16 protein-coding genes and 1 pseudogene are annotated in these 15,441 nt (G+C 71.7%); 6 read left to right on the top strand and 11 right to left on the bottom strand.

The features are described 5' to 3' along the window. The 3 genes from HMPREF3086_RS13250 to bioB all read right to left on the bottom strand — a co-directional run. Window positions 1-850 (bottom strand): aminotransferase class I/II-fold pyridoxal phosphate-dependent enzyme (locus tag HMPREF3086_RS13250; RefSeq protein WP_141764090.1); only part of this gene is annotated, 850 nt, incomplete at its 3' end. After that, window positions 847-2,232 carry an adenosylmethionine--8-amino-7-oxononanoate transaminase gene (locus HMPREF3086_RS13245; protein WP_070722337.1) on the bottom strand — a complete coding sequence of 462 codons (1,386 nt, stop codon included), beginning with the start codon at window positions 2,230-2,232 and terminating at the stop codon, window positions 847-849. The genes HMPREF3086_RS13245 and HMPREF3086_RS13250, both read right to left, overlap by 4 nt. Before the next feature lies 1 nt (window position 2,233). Next, on the bottom strand, window positions 2,234-3,340 hold the full coding sequence (gene bioB / locus HMPREF3086_RS13240; protein ID WP_070722336.1) for a biotin synthase BioB: 1,107 nt from the start codon (window positions 3,338-3,340) through the stop codon (window positions 2,234-2,236). A gap of 106 nt (window positions 3,341-3,446) precedes the next feature. Between bioB and HMPREF3086_RS13235 the strand changes: the two genes are divergently transcribed. Further along, a complete protein-coding gene (locus HMPREF3086_RS13235; protein WP_070722334.1) occupies window positions 3,447-3,983 on the top strand; it encodes a TetR family transcriptional regulator in 537 nt (178 codons plus the stop codon). Between the two features lie 53 nt (window positions 3,984-4,036). On the opposite strand, the gene HMPREF3086_RS13230 is transcribed toward HMPREF3086_RS13235, so the two are convergent. The 3 genes from HMPREF3086_RS13230 to HMPREF3086_RS13220 form a co-directional block, all read right to left on the bottom strand. After that, window positions 4,037-4,606 (bottom strand): CAP domain-containing protein, encoded by a 570-nt coding sequence (locus HMPREF3086_RS13230; RefSeq protein WP_061914094.1) that lies wholly within the window; start codon window positions 4,604-4,606, stop codon window positions 4,037-4,039. A 158-nt stretch (window positions 4,607-4,764) separates the two neighbouring features. Continuing rightward, window positions 4,765-5,388, bottom strand: a complete 624-nt coding sequence (locus HMPREF3086_RS13225) for a CAP domain-containing protein (protein ID WP_070722333.1) — start codon at window positions 5,386-5,388, stop codon at window positions 4,765-4,767. A 254-nt stretch (window positions 5,389-5,642) separates the two neighbouring features. After that, a complete protein-coding gene (locus HMPREF3086_RS13220) occupies window positions 5,643-6,176 on the bottom strand; it encodes a CAP domain-containing protein (protein ID WP_061914098.1) in 534 nt (177 codons plus the stop codon). Between the two features lie 459 nt (window positions 6,177-6,635). On the opposite strand from HMPREF3086_RS13220, the gene HMPREF3086_RS13215 reads away from it, so the two are divergent. After that, entirely contained in the window at window positions 6,636-7,448 is an 813-nt protein-coding gene (locus HMPREF3086_RS13215) for a SurA N-terminal domain-containing protein (RefSeq protein ID WP_246830993.1), read from the top strand. 30 nt (window positions 7,449-7,478) lie between these two features. Here the strand turns inward: HMPREF3086_RS13215 and HMPREF3086_RS19050 are convergent, their stop codons facing one another. Both HMPREF3086_RS19050 and HMPREF3086_RS13210 read right to left on the bottom strand, forming a co-directional pair. Then, window positions 7,479-7,631, bottom strand: a complete 153-nt coding sequence (locus tag HMPREF3086_RS19050) for a hypothetical protein (protein WP_168169097.1) — start codon at window positions 7,629-7,631, stop codon at window positions 7,479-7,481. A 3-nt stretch (window positions 7,632-7,634) separates the two neighbouring features. Further along, the gene (locus HMPREF3086_RS13210; protein WP_070722328.1) at window positions 7,635-8,432 is read right to left on the bottom strand and encodes a class E sortase; all 798 of its coding nucleotides are present in this window, start codon (window positions 8,430-8,432) and stop codon (window positions 7,635-7,637) included. A gap of 338 nt (window positions 8,433-8,770) precedes the next feature. On the opposite strand from HMPREF3086_RS13210, the gene HMPREF3086_RS13205 reads away from it, so the two are divergent. Continuing rightward, entirely contained in the window at window positions 8,771-10,396 is a 1,626-nt protein-coding gene (locus tag HMPREF3086_RS13205; RefSeq protein WP_070722325.1) for a hypothetical protein, read from the top strand. Window positions 10,397-10,464: 68 nt separating this feature from the next. Here HMPREF3086_RS13205 and HMPREF3086_RS13200 read toward each other — a convergent pair whose 3' ends face one another. Continuing rightward, window positions 10,465-11,319, bottom strand: a complete 855-nt coding sequence (locus HMPREF3086_RS13200) for a universal stress protein (RefSeq protein ID WP_070722323.1) — start codon at window positions 11,317-11,319, stop codon at window positions 10,465-10,467. 186 nt (window positions 11,320-11,505) lie between these two features. Here HMPREF3086_RS13200 and HMPREF3086_RS13195 point away from each other — a divergent pair, with 186 nt between their 5' ends. The 3 genes from HMPREF3086_RS13195 to HMPREF3086_RS13185 all read left to right on the top strand — a co-directional run bounded on the left by HMPREF3086_RS13195 (window position 11,506) and on the right by HMPREF3086_RS13185 (window position 14,101). Next, entirely contained in the window at window positions 11,506-11,943 is a 438-nt protein-coding gene (locus HMPREF3086_RS13195) for a Fur family transcriptional regulator (RefSeq protein ID WP_061227581.1), read from the top strand. Between the two features lie 55 nt (window positions 11,944-11,998). Further along, window positions 11,999-13,525, top strand: coding sequence for a catalase (locus HMPREF3086_RS13190; protein ID WP_070722321.1), 1,527 nt, complete (start codon window positions 11,999-12,001; stop codon window positions 13,523-13,525). Window positions 13,526-13,615: 90 nt separating this feature from the next. Beyond that, window positions 13,616-14,101: a Dps family protein gene (locus HMPREF3086_RS13185; protein ID WP_070722339.1), complete on the top strand. Its 486-nt coding sequence runs from the start codon at window positions 13,616-13,618 to the stop codon at window positions 14,099-14,101. Window positions 14,102-14,449: 348 nt separating this feature from the next. On the opposite strand, the gene HMPREF3086_RS13180 is transcribed toward HMPREF3086_RS13185, so the two are convergent. Continuing rightward, window positions 14,450-14,932: a Na+/H+ antiporter subunit E gene (locus HMPREF3086_RS13180; RefSeq protein WP_070722319.1), complete on the bottom strand. Its 483-nt coding sequence runs from the start codon at window positions 14,930-14,932 to the stop codon at window positions 14,450-14,452. Then, window positions 14,929-15,441, bottom strand: a pseudogene (locus HMPREF3086_RS13175) (formate hydrogenlyase); the annotation flags it as partial. The gene HMPREF3086_RS13180 and the pseudogene HMPREF3086_RS13175, both read right to left, overlap by 4 nt.

The following is a 15,441-nucleotide window of genomic DNA, read 5'->3' as shown; positions in this document are numbered from 1 at the left end:
GGCGCAGGACGCCGAGCGCCGCGCGGGCCGCGCCCACCGCGGCGGGGGCGAGGCCGGTGTCGAAGATGAAGGTGCGCGCGCTGCTGATGAGGTGCTCGCGCACCCGCTCGGACGCCAGGACCACCCCGCCCTGGGACCCGAGCGCCTTGGACAGCGTCGCCGTGACCACCACGTCCTCGTGCCTGCTCAAGCCCAGTTCGTTCACGAGCCCGCGCCCGCGGTCGCCGCGCACGCCGAGGCCGTGGGCCTCGTCGACCAGCAGGGCCGCGCCGTGCGCGCGGGAGGCGCCGTGCAGTGCGAGCAGGGGAGCCAGCTCGCCGTCGGCGCTGTACACCGAGTCGGTGACGACCAGTGCGCGCTCCTCGGTGCGCTCGGCCAGGGCCCGGGCCACCGCGCCGACGTCACCCCGGTCGACGACGACGACACGCGCCCTCGACAGTCGGCACGCGTCCACCAACGACGCGTGCGAGCCGCCGTCGGAGACGATGAGCGATCCCCGCCCGGACAGCGCCACCACGGCCCCGAGGTTGGCGGTGTACCCGGAGGAGAAGACCAGCGCCGCAGGCTTGCCGCAGAACTCGGCGAGCTCGGCCTCCAATGCGAGATGCTCCTCGGTCGTGCCGGTGACCAGCCTCGATCCCGACGCGCCCGCGCCCCAGCGGCGCGTCGCTGCCACGGCGGCGTCCACGACCTCGGGGTGCCGCCCCAGTCCGAGGTAGTCGTTGGAGGCGAGGTCGATCACGCCGTCATCGGCCGCGCGTGGGGACAGCACCCGCCGCACATGCCGGGCGGCCCGGTCGGCGGCGGCGTCGTCGAGCCAGTCCAGGGCATGAGATGTCTGCATGGTCATCGGCCCGCCCCCGCCGCTGCAGCCCCGGCCGCTGCTCTCGCCCCAGAAGCCGCCGCCGCACAGATCCGATCGATCTCGTCATCCGTAGAGGTGTACGGGGGCATCGTGTAGATGAGATCCCGAAAGGGGCGTAGCCACACGCCGTGCGAGGTGATCGCCGTTGTCGTCGTCGTCATCTCCACCGGCTCGGCCAGCTGGATCACCCCGATCGCCCCGAGTACCCGCACGTCCACCACACCGGGCACGTCGAGCGCGGGCGCCAGCCCGTGGCGCAGGCGCGCCTCGATGCGTGGCACGTCGCGCCGCCACCCGTCGCCGGCCACCAGATCCAGCGACGCGCACGCCACCGCGCACGCCAGCGGGTTACCCATGAACGTGGGCCCGTGCGCCAGGCCGCCCGCCTCACCGGCGCTGATGACCTCGGCCACGTGGTCGGTGGTCAGCGTCGCGGCGAGGGTGAGATAGCCGCCGGTCAGCGCCTTGCCCACGCACATCACGTCCGGCGCGACGCCCGCGTGGTCGGCCGCCCACAGCTCGCCGGTGCGGCCGAAGCCGGTGGCGATCTCGTCAAAGATGAGCAGCGCGCCCGTTTCGTCGGCGAGCCGCCGCAGGTCGCGCAGGTAGTCGGGGTGGTGGAAGCGCATCCCGCCGGCGCCTTGGACGACCGGCTCCACGATGATCCCCGCCAGCTCGTCGGCGTGATCGCGGATCACCCGCTCGAGCTCGGCGACGTACGCCGCCTCGTAGTGGGCGGGCGGTGCGGGCGCGAAGACCTGCTCGGCCACGACGCCGCGCCACATCGCGTGCATGCCGCCGTGAGGATCACAGACACTCATCGGCGCGAGGGTGTCGCCGTGGTAGCCGCCGCGCCACGTGGCCAGCCGCGTTCGCTCGGGGCGGCCGAGCGAGCGCTGGTATTGGATCGCCATCTTCGCCGCGACCTCTACGGACACAGAGCCCGAGTCGGCGAGGAAGACCTTGTTCAGCGCGCCGGGCGCGAGGCGGGCCAGCCGCACGGCGAGCTCGACCGCCGGCTCGTGCGTGAGCCCGCCGAACATCACGTGGCTCATCGTGTCGATCTGCCGGTGCGCGGCCGCGTCGAGGTGCGGGTGCCGGTAACCGTGGATCGCCGCCCACCACGAGCTCATGCCGTCGATGAGCTCGCGCCCGTCGGCCAGCCGCAGCCGGACGCCCTCCGCCGAGACCACCGGCAGGGGCTCGGTGCTCGCGGGGAACCCGCCATAGGGGTGCCACACGTGCTCGGCGTCGGCGGCGAGAAGGGCGGCGGTGCGCGCCTGCGCGGCGTCGGCGGCGAGGAGGGCGGACGGAGTGCCGACGACGACGAGGTCGTCCGTGCGGGGGAGGTGGACCGAGGCCGACATGTCAGGCGTTCGCGGGCTCGCTCGTGCCGGCTCCGCGCGTGCGGATGGCCACCTTCCCGTCCCGCCTCCCGGGAGCCGCGGCCGCGGGATCGCCCTGCTCGCCGGCGTGCTCCGGCGGTGCCATCCGCAGGACCTCGAGACCGGCGTCGGCGATCATCTGCAGGTCCTGGGCGCCGGGCTGGCCCTCGCTCGTCAGGTAGTCGCCCAGGAACAGCGAGTTCGCCACGTACAGGGCGATGCCCTGCAGATGGCCCAGGTGTCGCTCACGTCCGGCGGCCACGCGGATCTCGGTGTCGGGGGCGACGAAGCGGACCATGGCGAGGATGCGCAGGCAGTCGCGCGGGTTGAGCGTGTCGACGCCCTCGAGCGGGGTGCCGTCGAAGGGCAGGAGGAAGTTCACCGGGATCGAGTCGACCTCCTTCGCCCGCAGGTCGAAGGCCAGCTCCACGAGCTGTTCGGGGGTCTCGCCCATGCCGGCGATGAAGCCCGAGCACGCCGACAGGCCCGCGCCGTGCGCCTGGGCGACGGTGTGCTCGCGGTCGGCGTAGGTGTGGGTGGTGCAGATGTCCTCGTAATGGCTCTCGGCCGTGTTGAGGTTGTGGTTGTAGGCGTCGGCGCCGCTCGCGCACAGCTTCTCGGCCTGGCCGTCCTTCAGTGCGCCCAGGCAGGCGCACACCTCGACGCCCGGGGTGTCGGACTTGATGGCCTCGATGATGTCGGTGACCTTGCCGACCTCGCGGTTGCTGGGGCCGGTGCCGCTGGCGACCAGGCACACGCGCGAGGCGCCGGCCGCGATGCCCGCCTTGGCGGCGGTGACGGCCTCGTCGGTGTTCAGCCACGTGTAGCGCAGGATGCCGGCCGTGGAGTTGAGACGCTGCGAGCAGTAGAAGCAGTCCTCCGGGCACAGGCCGGACTTGAGGTTGACCAGGTAGTTGACCTTGACCTTGTTGCCGAAGTGCTCGAACCGCAGCCGGGACGCCGCGGCCACGACCTCCATGAGCTCGGAGTCCGGCGAGTCGAGGACTGCCAGGGCGTCCGCCGCGGTGACGACTCCGCCGGCGAGGACGTGGTCCGCGAGCTCGTGCCAGCGGGGGGTGGTGACGGGCATGGCTTCCTCCTGAACGCCGTTCATTGAACGGTGTTCAAGCTAGCCGAGCGTCTTAGTCTTGTACAGCGTTCAGGAGGATCGGGGTCGCGCGGTAGGATCGTCGATCGTGGCCCTGACAACGACAACGGTCGTCGACACCGCGCTCGACCTGCTCCGCGAGTCCGGGCTGCCCGGGATGTCGATGCGCACGTTGGCGACGCGGTTGGGCGTCCAGCCGAGCGCGCTGTACTGGCACGTGCCGTCCAAGCAGGCGCTGCTCACCGCGGTCGCCGAGCGGATTCTCGCGGCCATGGGCTCGGTGGGCTCGGGTGCGTCTGCGGCCGCCGAGCTGCGGGAGGTGGGTGCGGTTCTACGGGCGGCGGTCAGGGGCGTGCCGGACGGCGCGGAGATCGTCGCACTCGGCCTCGCGGCCGGTGCGGTGAACCCGGTCGCCGGCGCGGTCGAGGCCACCTGCGTCCGCCACGGCCTGGAGGGTCGGGCCGCGGGCCTGACGACGGCTCTGACCTCCTACGTGGTGGGCCTGAGCCTGGAGGAGCAGACGCACCACAACCTCACCGTCGCCGACCCCGCGACGCCGCCGGTCGAGTTCGAGGCGCGGTTCGAGCAGGGCCTGGACGCGCTGCTCGCGGGCGTGCCCGCCTGACGCTTGCCGCAGCGCGCCACGGGTGGGCCGGCGCCGTCGCGCCGCCGGCCGGATCAGTAGCGGGCGAACACCTGGGTGGCGTAGAGCTTGCCGTCCGCGGCCACGGCGGCGCCCATGCCCATCGAGGTGTGGCCCGGGTTGAGAAGGTTCGCGCGGTGGCTGGGGGAGTTCATCCATTGGTCCACCAGCTGCTGCGGCGTGGCGTGCGCATAGTTCTGCAGCACGTTCTCGCCGAAGTGGCGCCAGCCGCCGGGGATCTCGTCGCGCACGTGCGGGTTGTGGAACATGCGGTTCTGAGCGGCCTGCGTGCCGCTCCAGCGGACCGCCACGTCCGTCAACCCGCCGTGGCTCTGGAGCGGGGCGAGACCGTGCGCGCTGCGAGCGGCATTGGTGGCGTTCTCGAGCTGGGCGCGGTACTCGGCGGAGGCGGGATCCAGGGTGGGCGCACCCCCGGCGGGCGCAGGAGCGGCGAATCCGATCGTCAGGCCGGGCAGGTGGATCTGCGGCAACTGGATCTGGGGCGCCTGAGCCGACGCCTGGGGTCCGGCGCCGAGGGCGACGGTGGCGGACGCCGCGGCGACCAGGATCAGGCCGCGGCGCAGATGGTGGAGGGCTCGGGTCACGAGGGTGGGTACCTTTCGTGTGCTGCGACCCGACGGCCGGATCGCCAGCCGAGACGGTAGGGCCGACCGGTGCCCTAAGCCAGCCGTCATCACCCCGTGACCAGCCTGACCTGCACTCCGCCGGGGGCGAGCGCACCCCCGCTGGACGGGTGTTCGTGTCAGTCGCGGGCGAAGTCCTGGACCACGTGCACGGTTCCGTCCTCCGCGGTGACCACTCCTACGCCGACCCGCGTGAACTCGCCGTCGAGCATGCGCTCCCGCATCCCGGTGTCGGTGAGCAGTGCGGACAGAGTGTTCTGCGGCGTCGCGCCGGCGGGCAGAGTCAGCACGGTGCGGTCGCCGGACCCCTCGCCCGCGGGGGCCGCCTCCGAGTCGTCGTCCTCACCCGCCCGGGCGTCGGCGGGGACGGGGGCGTCGCCCGTGGCCGGATCGCCCGCGGCGAGTTCGGCTGCGCGCTCACGGGCCGATGCCTCCAGTGCCGGGTCGGTGACCAGTCGGTTCGCGCCCACCACGAGACGGGCGTCGTTAACCGCTGCGACCACGCTGCCCTCGAACGCCATCAGCCGTACCTCCTCCGGTAGGAGATCGGCGGTGGCGGGATCGGCTGCCGCGGCGCCGCCGGGCTGGGCGTCGGCCGGGGCGAGCGACGACAGGCCGGGGATCGCCAGGTCGAACGGCAGGGCGAATTCCAGTGATCCCTGGGCGGCCGCGGTGCCCGCGCCGGAGACGAGCAGGAGGGCTGCGGCGCCCGTGGTGACAGCGGAGCGGAAGTGGTGACGCACGCGATGGTCCTTTCCTCGGTCCCCGGCTCGCGCCGGGATTGCGTGGGCGAAGTGGACTGGGCGGCGAGGCCGCGGCTCAGTCACTCCTGCAACTATCGCCACTCTAGTCACACGCGTTACAGGTATGCGATTCGTGAACGGGGCCTCGCCGCGACGCCAGCGGGACTCCGGCGCATAGCCGGCTGACGACGACGGCGACGCCCCCGCGTCAGAGCAGGGGCGTCGCCGAGAGTGCGGCCGCACGGGCCGGTGGGTCAGCGCAAACTGACGAAGTTCTGCGTGGAGTACAGCTTCCGGCTGTCGGCCACGTCCGCGCCCACGCCGAGGTGCGTGTGGGCGGGATTGAGAAGGTTGACGCGGTGCGGGGTCGAGTTCATCCACTGACGCACCAGGGTCTCGCCACTGGCGCCGCACCAGTTCTGCAGCACGTTCTCGCCATAGCTGCGCCACTGTCCGGGGTAGGCCGCGGTGACCTGGGCGCGGATTCCGGGGTTGTGGTACATCCGGTCCTCGGTGGCCATCTGTTCGCTCCAGGTCTGGGCGATCCCGTCCAGGCTCTCGAGCCGCTTGACGGGGGCCACCTTCGCGGCCGCGCGCTCGCGGTTGGTGTGTTCGTGGACGTCCTCGATCACCTGCTCGAGCTCCGCGGGGGTCGCGGACTCGCAGGGCGCCGGCGTGGCCATGGTGAATTCGAGAGACTGGGCGGCGGTGACCGGGGCGGTCAGGACGGTGAATGTGGCGGCGGCGATGACGACAGCGCGTATGCGGAGCCGGGCGATAGTTCTCATGAGGGGATCCTGAGGGGATATGGGGGATGTGAGGGTGGCGGAGGGGTTGCCACGACCTGAGAATAAGGTCACGTCCCGGCGGCCACGCGAGAATCCACCCCCGCCGGTCCGGGGGCCGGATCGCGAAAAGGCCAGGTCGGCACGACGAGTGTCGCTCCGTCATCTAAACGATCGTCCAAGAGCGCCGAACGCGGCCCGCCGGGTCCACGGATTGCGGCCCTGACCCGGCGCGCGGTGCCCGGGCCGGCGGGGTACGGATGAGCGTTTTCTCGCCGTTCACGCGTTGAGATGATCACCACACGTGGTCGGATCAGCCCCGCGGCCACCCGGCCGGAGGGGGTGGGTCGATTCTCTCCGCTTGAACCGCCCATCCGCGCGGAGGCAGGGTGTCGCGGAGGCAGGGCGTCAGGCGCAGCCGCGTCGGCGTCTTCACGCACACGAACAACGTGAGGAGATCGAGTGCGCTCGAGGACATGGAGGGCGGCCCTCGCCGCCGCGGGAGCCGCACTGGTGGTCGCGGGGTGCGGCGCCGGGGGCGACGACGACGAGGGCGGCGCCACGGCCGCGCCCGCAGCGGCCGAGCAGTCCGGACAGGCGGCCGGGCCGGAACAGGGCGGCGAGGAGTCGCCCTCCGGGCCCGATACGTCGGACATCCCGGACCCGGTGGCCGAGGTGAACGGCACCGAGATCTCGCGCGACGAGTTCCTGTCCGTGTTCGAGAACCAGTACAAGCAGATGAGCATGCAGGCGCAGATGACGGGCCAGCCCGTCGACGAGGCACAGCTCAAGAAGCTGACCACCGACGGTCTGGTCGGCACCGAGCTGATGACCCAGGAGGCCGAGAAGCGGGGCATCGAGGTCTCCGACGAGGAGATCCAAGCGGAGCTCGAGGAGTTCGCCGAGACCAACCAGGTCAGCCCCGACGAGTTCATCGCGGCGATGGGGGAGCAGGGCCTCGACCGCGACGCGGTGATGGAGCAGATCGACAAGCAGCTGCGTGTCGAGAAGCTCATCACGTCCGAGTTCGGCGAGTTCGAGGTGACCGACGAGGAGATCGAGGCCGCCTACGAGCAGATCGGCCAGCAGCAGGCGATGGCCGGCGGCGGTGGTGCGGCCGGTGGTGGCGGTGCGGCCGGTGGTGGCGGACTGCCGCCGCTGGAGCAGGTGCGCGGCGAGGTCTCCGAGCAGGTGCGGGTCCAGAAGGAGGCCGGCGCCATGGAGGAGCTGTCGCAGAAGCTGCGCGCTGACGCGGACGTCACCGTCCACCTCTGATCGCCCGGCGGCGTGCCCGGCGAGTTGCGCCTATACCGTCACGTCGTTGTGCGGCAGCTGCTGTGAAACCCACGGGAACACCACTTCCATGAGCAGCAGGAGGACCGCCACCAGCAGGGCCAGCGCGATCAGCGCCTTCACCGGCCGCGGGCCGGGCAGGGATCGCCACAGGTAGGCATACATCGGTCAGTCCTCCAACGCGGCGGGGCGGCCGTCGGCCTTGGCGGTGGTCTCGGTGAGCACGGCGTGCACGATCAGCCTCTCGGCGTTGGAGTACATCGGGTGGCAGGTGGTCAGGGTGAGCAGCCGCTCGAGCGCTGCCCCGTCGGCGCCGCTGGCTGCCCCGGGCACGGGCGCGATCACCTCCACCGCCTCCGGTGTGGTGATGTGCGCGCCCCGGACGTCGGCGTAGTCGCCGGTCGCGATCCGCTCCGACTGCTCCGGCGTGAGGCAGTCCTGCGCAGCGGCAAGGCGTTCGGCGCCGTCGGTCTGCATCGGCAGGAGTCGGTACGTCAGCCACTGCGTGGCGGTCTCGATGACGATCGCATCGCACGAGGCCAGCCGGTCGAGGTGCTCGAAGACGGCGCCGGACCCGTTACGGTGACCGGCCAGCGCCGCGTTGCCCGCCTCGCCCGGCATCTGGGTCCCGGGATAGTGGCCCGGCCCCGTGCGCAGGTCCTCGGCGCGGACGCCCTCGACAACCGCGTAGACCGCGTCGTCGCCGAGCGTGGGCAGATGGATGCGCGCGAACGCCTCGCCCGGGGCCGGAACGGCCGGCGGCACCGGCTCGCTCGCGACGGCATGTGCAGGGGCGTCGTCCCACCGCTGTTCGAGTCCGGCGGCCGCCTCGTTCTGCAGGCGGCGCGAGTCGAGATTGCTCCAGAACGCCTCGTAGAACAGGAAGAGCAGCAGTACCGCGCCCACCGTGAGCAGCAGCTCGCCGCCGATCCGGGTGGCGCCGAGCCGGCCGGTGCGTGCGCTCATCGATCCTCCCGTCGTCCGTGTGGCCTGCGCGGCCCGTGGGTGCCCGGGCACGCGTCTGCCCACCATCTCATCATTGCCCGATCCGACGCCCGCGTCGGATCGGAGTTGGCGCGCGCGCCCGCCCAGCGTCTGCTTTCGCATCGTCCACCGCTGGTGAGATCGTCTCACGACGACTCTTCAGGCCCCCGCACCCGAATGGTCGTACTCATGGCGGAAATGGACGTAGCCATCGCGGCGTCCGGCCCGATTTACCGCCATGGTTACGTCCAAATCGGGGGAGCAAAATCGGGCGAGCCAACTCGCAGCGCCGGGACCATCCCGAGTGGTGGAATCTCGGCATGGACGCGTCGCCCCGGACTCTCGCAGCATTCCTCTCTTCCGCGGTGGTCGCCGCGGGCATCAGCGCAGCGCTGCCCTCTGCGGCCAACGCTCAGCAGGCCTCCCCGCCCGGCCTCGGCCCCGCCGGCACAGCCACCGTCCACGGCGACGCGGCGTCGACCGACACGCTGCCCGGCCGCGGCCCCGGCACGCACCCCGCGATCGCCTCTGGCCTCACCGGAGCGACCTGCTCCACCGTGTTCGTCGGTTCCGACGGCATGCCGGTCGCCCTGTGCACCGCCTACCTGGGACTCAACCCGCCCACCCCGCTCGCGCCGACGGTCAAGCTCTTCCATCCGGAGACCGCGGCGGTGCTGGCGGAAGTGCAACTGACCAAGGGCGCGCTGCTCGGCGGGGTCTACGGGTACCTCGACGCGCAGGACCGGGTGGTGGTCGCGGACGGGGACCGCAAACTCCTCGCCGTCGGGCATCATCGCGCGCCGGACGGCTCCTGGCGCATGACGGTCGACGTCCTGGCCGACCTCGCCCCGGCCGTCCCCGACGGGGACGCGATCACCGGCCTCATGCCCGCCTTCGACGGCCGCGTGTGGTTCGCGACGTCCGGCGGGGTGGTGGGAACCGTGCGGCCCGGCGGCGCGAGTGGTGGTGGTGACGCCGGCGGCCTGGCGGCGGTCGGCGGGGAGGACAGTGCCGGTGTCGACGACGACGAGCTCCGCTACCTCGCCCTGCCCGCAGGGGAAAAGATTTCCAACGGCCTGACCGTTCGGCCGGGAGGCGCGTCGGTGATCACCACCCGCGCGCTCTACGAGGTCGACAGCTCGGACGACGGGACGCCGACCGTGCGCTGGCGGCACGGCTACGAGGTGGGGCCCGCGCGGAAACCTGGCCTGCTGGCCCACGGGTCGGGGACGACGCCCACTTACTTCGGGCCCGATGACTCGCTGGTGGCGATCACCGACGACGCCGAGCACGCGGACCTGATCGTCCTGCGCCGGGAGGACGGGGCCGAGGTCTGCCGGATGCCCGCGTTCGCCACCACGCTTCGGCCCGACTCCGCCGCCGACGACGGGGTGCTCATCGACGGGTCCGCCGCCACGGAGAACTCGATCATCGCGGTCGGAAACGCGTTGGTGCTGGTCAACACGTACGGCTTCGAGTACCCGCCGTTCGCCGTGGACGGCCCCGCGGCGCCGGCGTCGGCGCCGTACGCGGGCGGGATGACCCGGATCGACGTGCGGCCCGACGTGCCGGGGGACCCGGGCCCGAGCTGCTCGCGCTCGTGGACTTCGACCGCCCGGACGGCGTCCCTACCCAAGCTGACGACGGGTGACGGGCTCATCCACGCGCTGGCGTACGGCCCGCGACGCGACGGGGGACCGGACGCGCTCGGCCCGGCCGGCTCGGCGGGGCTGCCGCTCGATCAGGGGCTCGCGCAGAAGGTCGGCCCGGTCGATGTCACCTCGACGGATGTGGAGACCGGCCGCGAGGTCGCCCGGACCTTCGTCGGCCACGCCCCCTTCGACGAGCCGATGGAGCTGACCGGCACGATCGCCTCCCGCGGCGACGCCCCGGGCATCATGTGGCAGCCCACGCTCACCCGCATGCTGCGCATCGGCCCGGCCTGAGCTGCGATCCCGTGCAGGACCAGCCGGACCCGACGTCGCGGAGGATGTGGGGTCGGATGCGCGCAGGGTCAGGCGGTGGGGCGGACGACCGCGACCGGGCACGGCGCCGTCTGCAGCAGGCGCCGACTGACCGATCCCAGCAGCAGGCCGGCGAAGCCGCCGTGGCCCCGCGAACCGGTGACCAGCAACGTCGCGCCCGCAGCTTCGTCAGCGATCGTGACGGCGGGCTCGCCGACGACGAGGATGAGCTCGACCTTCACACCGGGATGGCGGGCCTCGTGCGGGGCGAGCGAGTCGAGGACCTCCTTCTCGTCCTCGGCGATCACGCTCTCGGCCAACCGGTCGAGGTCGAACAGCGAGGCCCCCGGCAGCCGGGGCACCTCGACAGAGTGGATCGCCCGGAGCCCGGTCCCGCGGCGCTCGGCCTCGGAGAACGCGTATGCCACGGCGGCGCTGCTGGCCTCCGAGCCGTCGGCGGCCAGCACGACCGGGCCCCCGGTGGGGTCAGCGGGAGTGTGCGGCGTGATGACGATGACCGGGCAGGTCGCGTGCTCGACGACCCCGGCGGACGTGGAGCCCATCGCGAAGTCCTCACGCACGGTGAGTCCGCGGCTCCCCACGACGATCGCCGACGCGTTGCGGCCGGCCTCGACCAGTGCCCCGACTGGGCTGTCGGCGATCACCCGGTACGTGGTGGGGACCTCGGCGACGAGATCGGCGAGCTGGTCGCGCATCGCGCCCTCGACGTTCGCGCGGGCGGTGTCGTCGAAGGCGACCACGCGACCGACGGCGCGGTCGGCCGAGATCACCTCGAGCGGTGTGCCCAGCTCGCGGGCCCGGGCGGCGGCCCAGGTCACGGCTCGACGGGAGTCCTGCGAGCCGTCGTAGCCGCACACGATCGGTCCGGTGGCGGTCTCCGTCATGGCGTCCTCCTGCGCGTTCTCGGGTCACCCGTCAGCCTAGTCGTCCGCCACCCGGCTCCGGCCCACTCGTCTGGCCGCCCGGCCCGGGGCCGCCCGGCCCCCATCGGTCGTTCGATAAGAGGACCTCACTTAAGGGAGGAGTTCTGTTTCTGGACTAGTTCCAGAAAGTGGGCTATGGTGAGTGCCATGACGACAGCAGAGGAACAGGGAGCACTGCTCCGACAAGCCGGATTGAGGGTCACCTCGCCGCGTCTTGCGGTCCTCGACGTCGTCGCCGGTCGTCCCCATATCGCGGCGGAGGACGTCGCCTCCCTCGTCCGGGAACGACTGGGCGCGGTGTCCACGCAGACCGTCTACGACGCGCTGCGGGTGTGCACCGAGGTCGGTCTCATGCGCCGTATCGAACCCGCCGGCTCGCCGGCGCGGTACGAGCGACGCACAGGGGACAACCACCACCACCTCGTGTGCCGGCACTGCGGGCGCATCGAGGACGTCGAATGCGCGGTCGGGCACGCACCCTGCCTCTCCGCCGACAGTGACCACGGCTTCCGGATCGACGAAGCAGAGGTCAACTACTGGGGCACGTGTCCCGAATGTCGGGCGAAGCAGTCCGCGCTCGTCTAAGACTGAGACCCAGATCACATCCACTCCACACCACTCATCCGAGGAGCATCACGACGTGACCGTTCACCCCGCCGACCGCGGCGTTCGCGACTTCCAGCCCGGCTCGCACACCACCACCGACAGCGGCCAGCCCGTCCCCAGCGACGAGTTCAGCGCCCAGGTCGGCAAGAGCGGCCCGCAGGCGCTGCACGACTTCTACCTCATCGAGAAGCTCGCCCACTTCAACCGCGAGAACATCCCGGAGCGTCTGCCCCACGCCAAGGGCTCGGGCGCGTTCGGCGTCTTCGAGACCACCGAGGACGTCTCGGACATCACCTGCGCCGGCCTGTTCCAGAAGGGCGTCAAGACGCCGATGCTGGCCCGCTTCTCCACCGTCGCCGGTGAGAAGGGCAGCCCGGACACCTGGCGCGACCCGCGTGGCTTCGCCCTGAAGTTCTACACCGAGGAGGGCAACTACGACCTCGTCGGCAACAACACCCCGATCTTCTTCATCCGCGACGCCATCAAGTTCCCGGACTTCATCCACTCGCAGCGCCGGAAGAACGCCTCGGGCCTGCGCAACCACGCCATGCAGTGGGACTTCTGGACCCTGAGCCCCGAGTCCACGCACCAGGTCACCTGGCTCATGGGCGACCGCGGCATCCCCGCCACCTGGCGTCACATGGACGGCTTCGGCTCGCACACCTACCAGTTCATCAACGCCGAGGGCGTGCGCCACTGGGTCAAGTTCCACTTCAAGACCAACCAGGGCATCAAGAACCTCACCCAGGCCGAGGCCGACAAGTTGGCCGGCGAGAACGCCGACTACCACCGTGAGGACCTCTACGAGGCCATCAAGAACGGTGACTACCCGTCCTGGGACCTGCACGTCCAGGTCATGCCGGTCGCCGACGCGGCCACCTACCGGTACAACCCGTTCGACCTGACCAAGACGTGGTCGCAGCGCGACTACCCGCTGCGCAAGGTCGGCACCATGACGCTGAACCGCAACCCGCAGAACCACCACGCGCAGATCGAGCAGGCCGCGTTCGCGCCGACCAACATCGTCAAGGGCATCGGCTTCTCGCCCGACAAGATGCTGCTCGGTCGCGTCTTCGCCTACCCGGACATCCAGCGCTACCGCATCGGTGCCAACTACCAGCAGGTCCCGGTCAACCGGCCGCTCTCGGAGGTGAACTCCTACTCCAAGGAGGGCGCCATGCAGTTCGAGTTCCCGCACCCCGCGCAGGCCGAGTACCACCCCAACTCGCTCGGCGGGCCGGCGGCCGATCCGGCCAAGGCCTACGACCTCGGCGCCTGGGACGCCGAGGGCACCGAGATCTTCCGCGGTGACCTCACCCCCCATGCCGATGACACGGACCAGGTCCAGGCGACGATCCTGTACCGCGAGGTGATGAACGACGAGGAGCGCGAGCGCCTGGCGGCCAACATCGCCGGCCACGTGTCCGCGATCCACCCGGACGAGACCGAGCTGCTCGAGCGCGTCTACGCCTACTGGGCCGCTGTCGACGAGGGCCTGTGCCAGGCCGTCAAGGCCGGCGTCGAGGCCGGCCCGCGCGGCAACCACCGGCTGCAGGACTGACGGCAGTCAACAGAACGGGCATACTGGGAACGTCCAGTGCACGATCCGATTCACTTCCACGACCCGGAGAAACCGGGTCAGAAGGGAGCCATGATGGCTGCTGATTCGAATGGTCTGTTCACCTCGTTCGTCCCCGCCGAGGCTCAGGAGGCGGTGACGAACGCCCTGCAGGAGTCGCTGGTCGACCTGATCGACCTGTCGCTCGTCGCCAAGCAGGCGCACTGGTCCGTCGTCGGCCCGCGCTTCCGGAGCATCCACCTCGCGCTCGACGAGGTCGTGACGGACGCCCGCGCCTTCGTCGACGAGGTCGCCGAGCGGGCCACCGCCGTCGGCGTCAGCCCGGACGGCCGCTCCGCGACGGTCGCGGCCAACAGCGCGCTGGACGAGGTCTCGGCCGAGTTCACCTCGGACGACAAGGTCGTGCTGGTCATGACCGAGGCCCTCGAGGCGGCCATCAAGCGCCTGCGGTCCAACATCGGCAAGGTCGGCGACGACCCGGTGACCGAGGACCTGCTCATCGGCATCAGCGCCCGGCTCGAGCAGTTGCACTGGATGTGGCAGGCCCAGTCGGTCTGATCGGCTCGGCCTGACCCTCCCGCCCACGAGATCCGCTACTCCGCCTACGGATCCGCGCCCCTCACACGGGTAGCGGATCCCGCGGCGGGGTAGCGGATTTCGTCATTTCGGCCGGGGACGACGACGAGGTGGGCTCACACCCCGGCGGCGCCCGGTGTCAGCCGGACCTGGCCACCGCCAGCGCGTCCCGTGCAGACCCGCGAGGTCGCGGTAGAACAGCACCTCGCTCTGGTGCCCACCGTGCAGCGGCGGGCGCATGCCCTCGTCGGGATTCGGCGGCGTGATGTAGAGCGTCGGTGGCAGCCCGTCGCTCTACCGGGTGTGCGGCGCGAGCGGACGGAGTGCGGGTCAGCCGCCGACGATCCGGGAGATCCGCCTGGTGAGCTCCCGCCACGACCCCTCGGTGTCGAGGTCGGCGGACAGGACGTGCAGGTCCGCCCACTCGTCTTTCTCGTCCACGACCAGCGAACCCGGCATGAGGTTGACCAGCCACAGGGCCAGACGCCGGCCCCCCGGGTGGCGAACCCCGATCGGGACGCGGATGACATGCGGTGCGATGGGCAGCGTGGGCGAGAACGCGCGGTGCGCGACGTCGATACCACCGCGGATCGCCGACCAGACGAACCACACGATCAGCCCCGGGATCTCCCACGGCCGCGCCCGATGCGCACTGTCGCGCCGGCCCGGGGGCAGGACACGCAGGCTCAGGGCGGTGGCCACGGCAGCCGCGGCCAGGCCGTAGTACCAGTAAGCGGGATCCCCGCCGGCTAGGATCCACCACAGCAGGAGGAGCCCGAGGAAACGGCCGATCGTGGACGCGAGACGGGTCATGACACCACCCCGGCCAGGACCAACACGAGACCGAACAGCACCACCACGGCACCGCTGCCCGCCCGGGACGTCAGGCCGGACTCGAGGGTGTCGAAGGCGCGGCTCGCCGCGGCCGACGGGATGACACGCGCGAGGTCTCTGTCCGCCCGGGCCCGCAGGTCGCGAACGGAGGCGACCGCCGAGCGGGACACGGAGCCGACAGCGCGGGCGAGGCGTTCCTCCGGCACGACGATGTCGCCGGGAGGGACGGCCCGGCCGTCCGCGCGGCGCGCCCACCCGGGCAGGAGAGCACGGTGGGCGAGCAGCACCGCCAGCGCGGCGATCGCCAGGCCGAGGAGTACGGGCCAGGTGGCGTCCCACAGCGTCACGGGATCGAGGCCGGGCACCGCCGTCAGCGGGAGCCACCTCTCGGTGACGACCCACGGCACCACGGTCCCGGCGGCGACCAGCACGAGCCACGCGCCGAGCTCGGCGTCGGGCCGCGGCCGGACGTCCGGCTCGCGCCGGAC

Source organism: Dietzia sp. HMSC21D01, assembly GCF_001815995.1.
Classification (GTDB): domain Bacteria; phylum Actinomycetota; class Actinomycetes; order Mycobacteriales; family Mycobacteriaceae; genus Dietzia; species Dietzia cinnamea.
This window is presented reverse-complemented; position numbering and strand designations above follow the sequence as displayed.

What these genes read in the sequence shown, in the direction of transcription:
- HMPREF3086_RS13245 (WP_070722337.1), bottom strand. Translation starts at nt 2,232, where the DNA reads ATGTCGGCCTCGGTCCACCTCCCCCGCACGGACGACCTCGTCGTCGTC.
- HMPREF3086_RS13210 (WP_070722328.1), bottom strand. Translation starts at nt 8,432, where the DNA reads ATGAGCGCACGCACCGGCCGGCTCGGCGCCACCCGGATCGGCGGCGAG.
- bioB (WP_070722336.1), bottom strand. Translation starts at nt 3,340, where the DNA reads ATGCCCGTCACCACCCCCCGCTGGCACGAGCTCGCGGACCACGTCCTC.
- HMPREF3086_RS13195 (WP_061227581.1), top strand. Translation starts at nt 11,506, where the DNA reads ATGACGACAGCAGAGGAACAGGGAGCACTGCTCCGACAAGCCGGATTG.
- HMPREF3086_RS13220 (WP_061914098.1), bottom strand. Translation starts at nt 6,176, where the DNA reads ATGAGAACTATCGCCCGGCTCCGCATACGCGCTGTCGTCATCGCCGCC.
- HMPREF3086_RS13180 (WP_070722319.1), bottom strand. Translation starts at nt 14,932, where the DNA reads ATGACCCGTCTCGCGTCCACGATCGGCCGTTTCCTCGGGCTCCTCCTG.
- HMPREF3086_RS13185 (WP_070722339.1), top strand. Translation starts at nt 13,616, where the DNA reads ATGATGGCTGCTGATTCGAATGGTCTGTTCACCTCGTTCGTCCCCGCC.
- HMPREF3086_RS13205 (WP_070722325.1), top strand. Translation starts at nt 8,771, where the DNA reads ATGGACGCGTCGCCCCGGACTCTCGCAGCATTCCTCTCTTCCGCGGTG.
- HMPREF3086_RS13200 (WP_070722323.1), bottom strand. Translation starts at nt 11,319, where the DNA reads ATGACGGAGACCGCCACCGGACCGATCGTGTGCGGCTACGACGGCTCG.
- HMPREF3086_RS19050 (WP_168169097.1), bottom strand. Translation starts at nt 7,631, where the DNA reads ATGTATGCCTACCTGTGGCGATCCCTGCCCGGCCCGCGGCCGGTGAAG.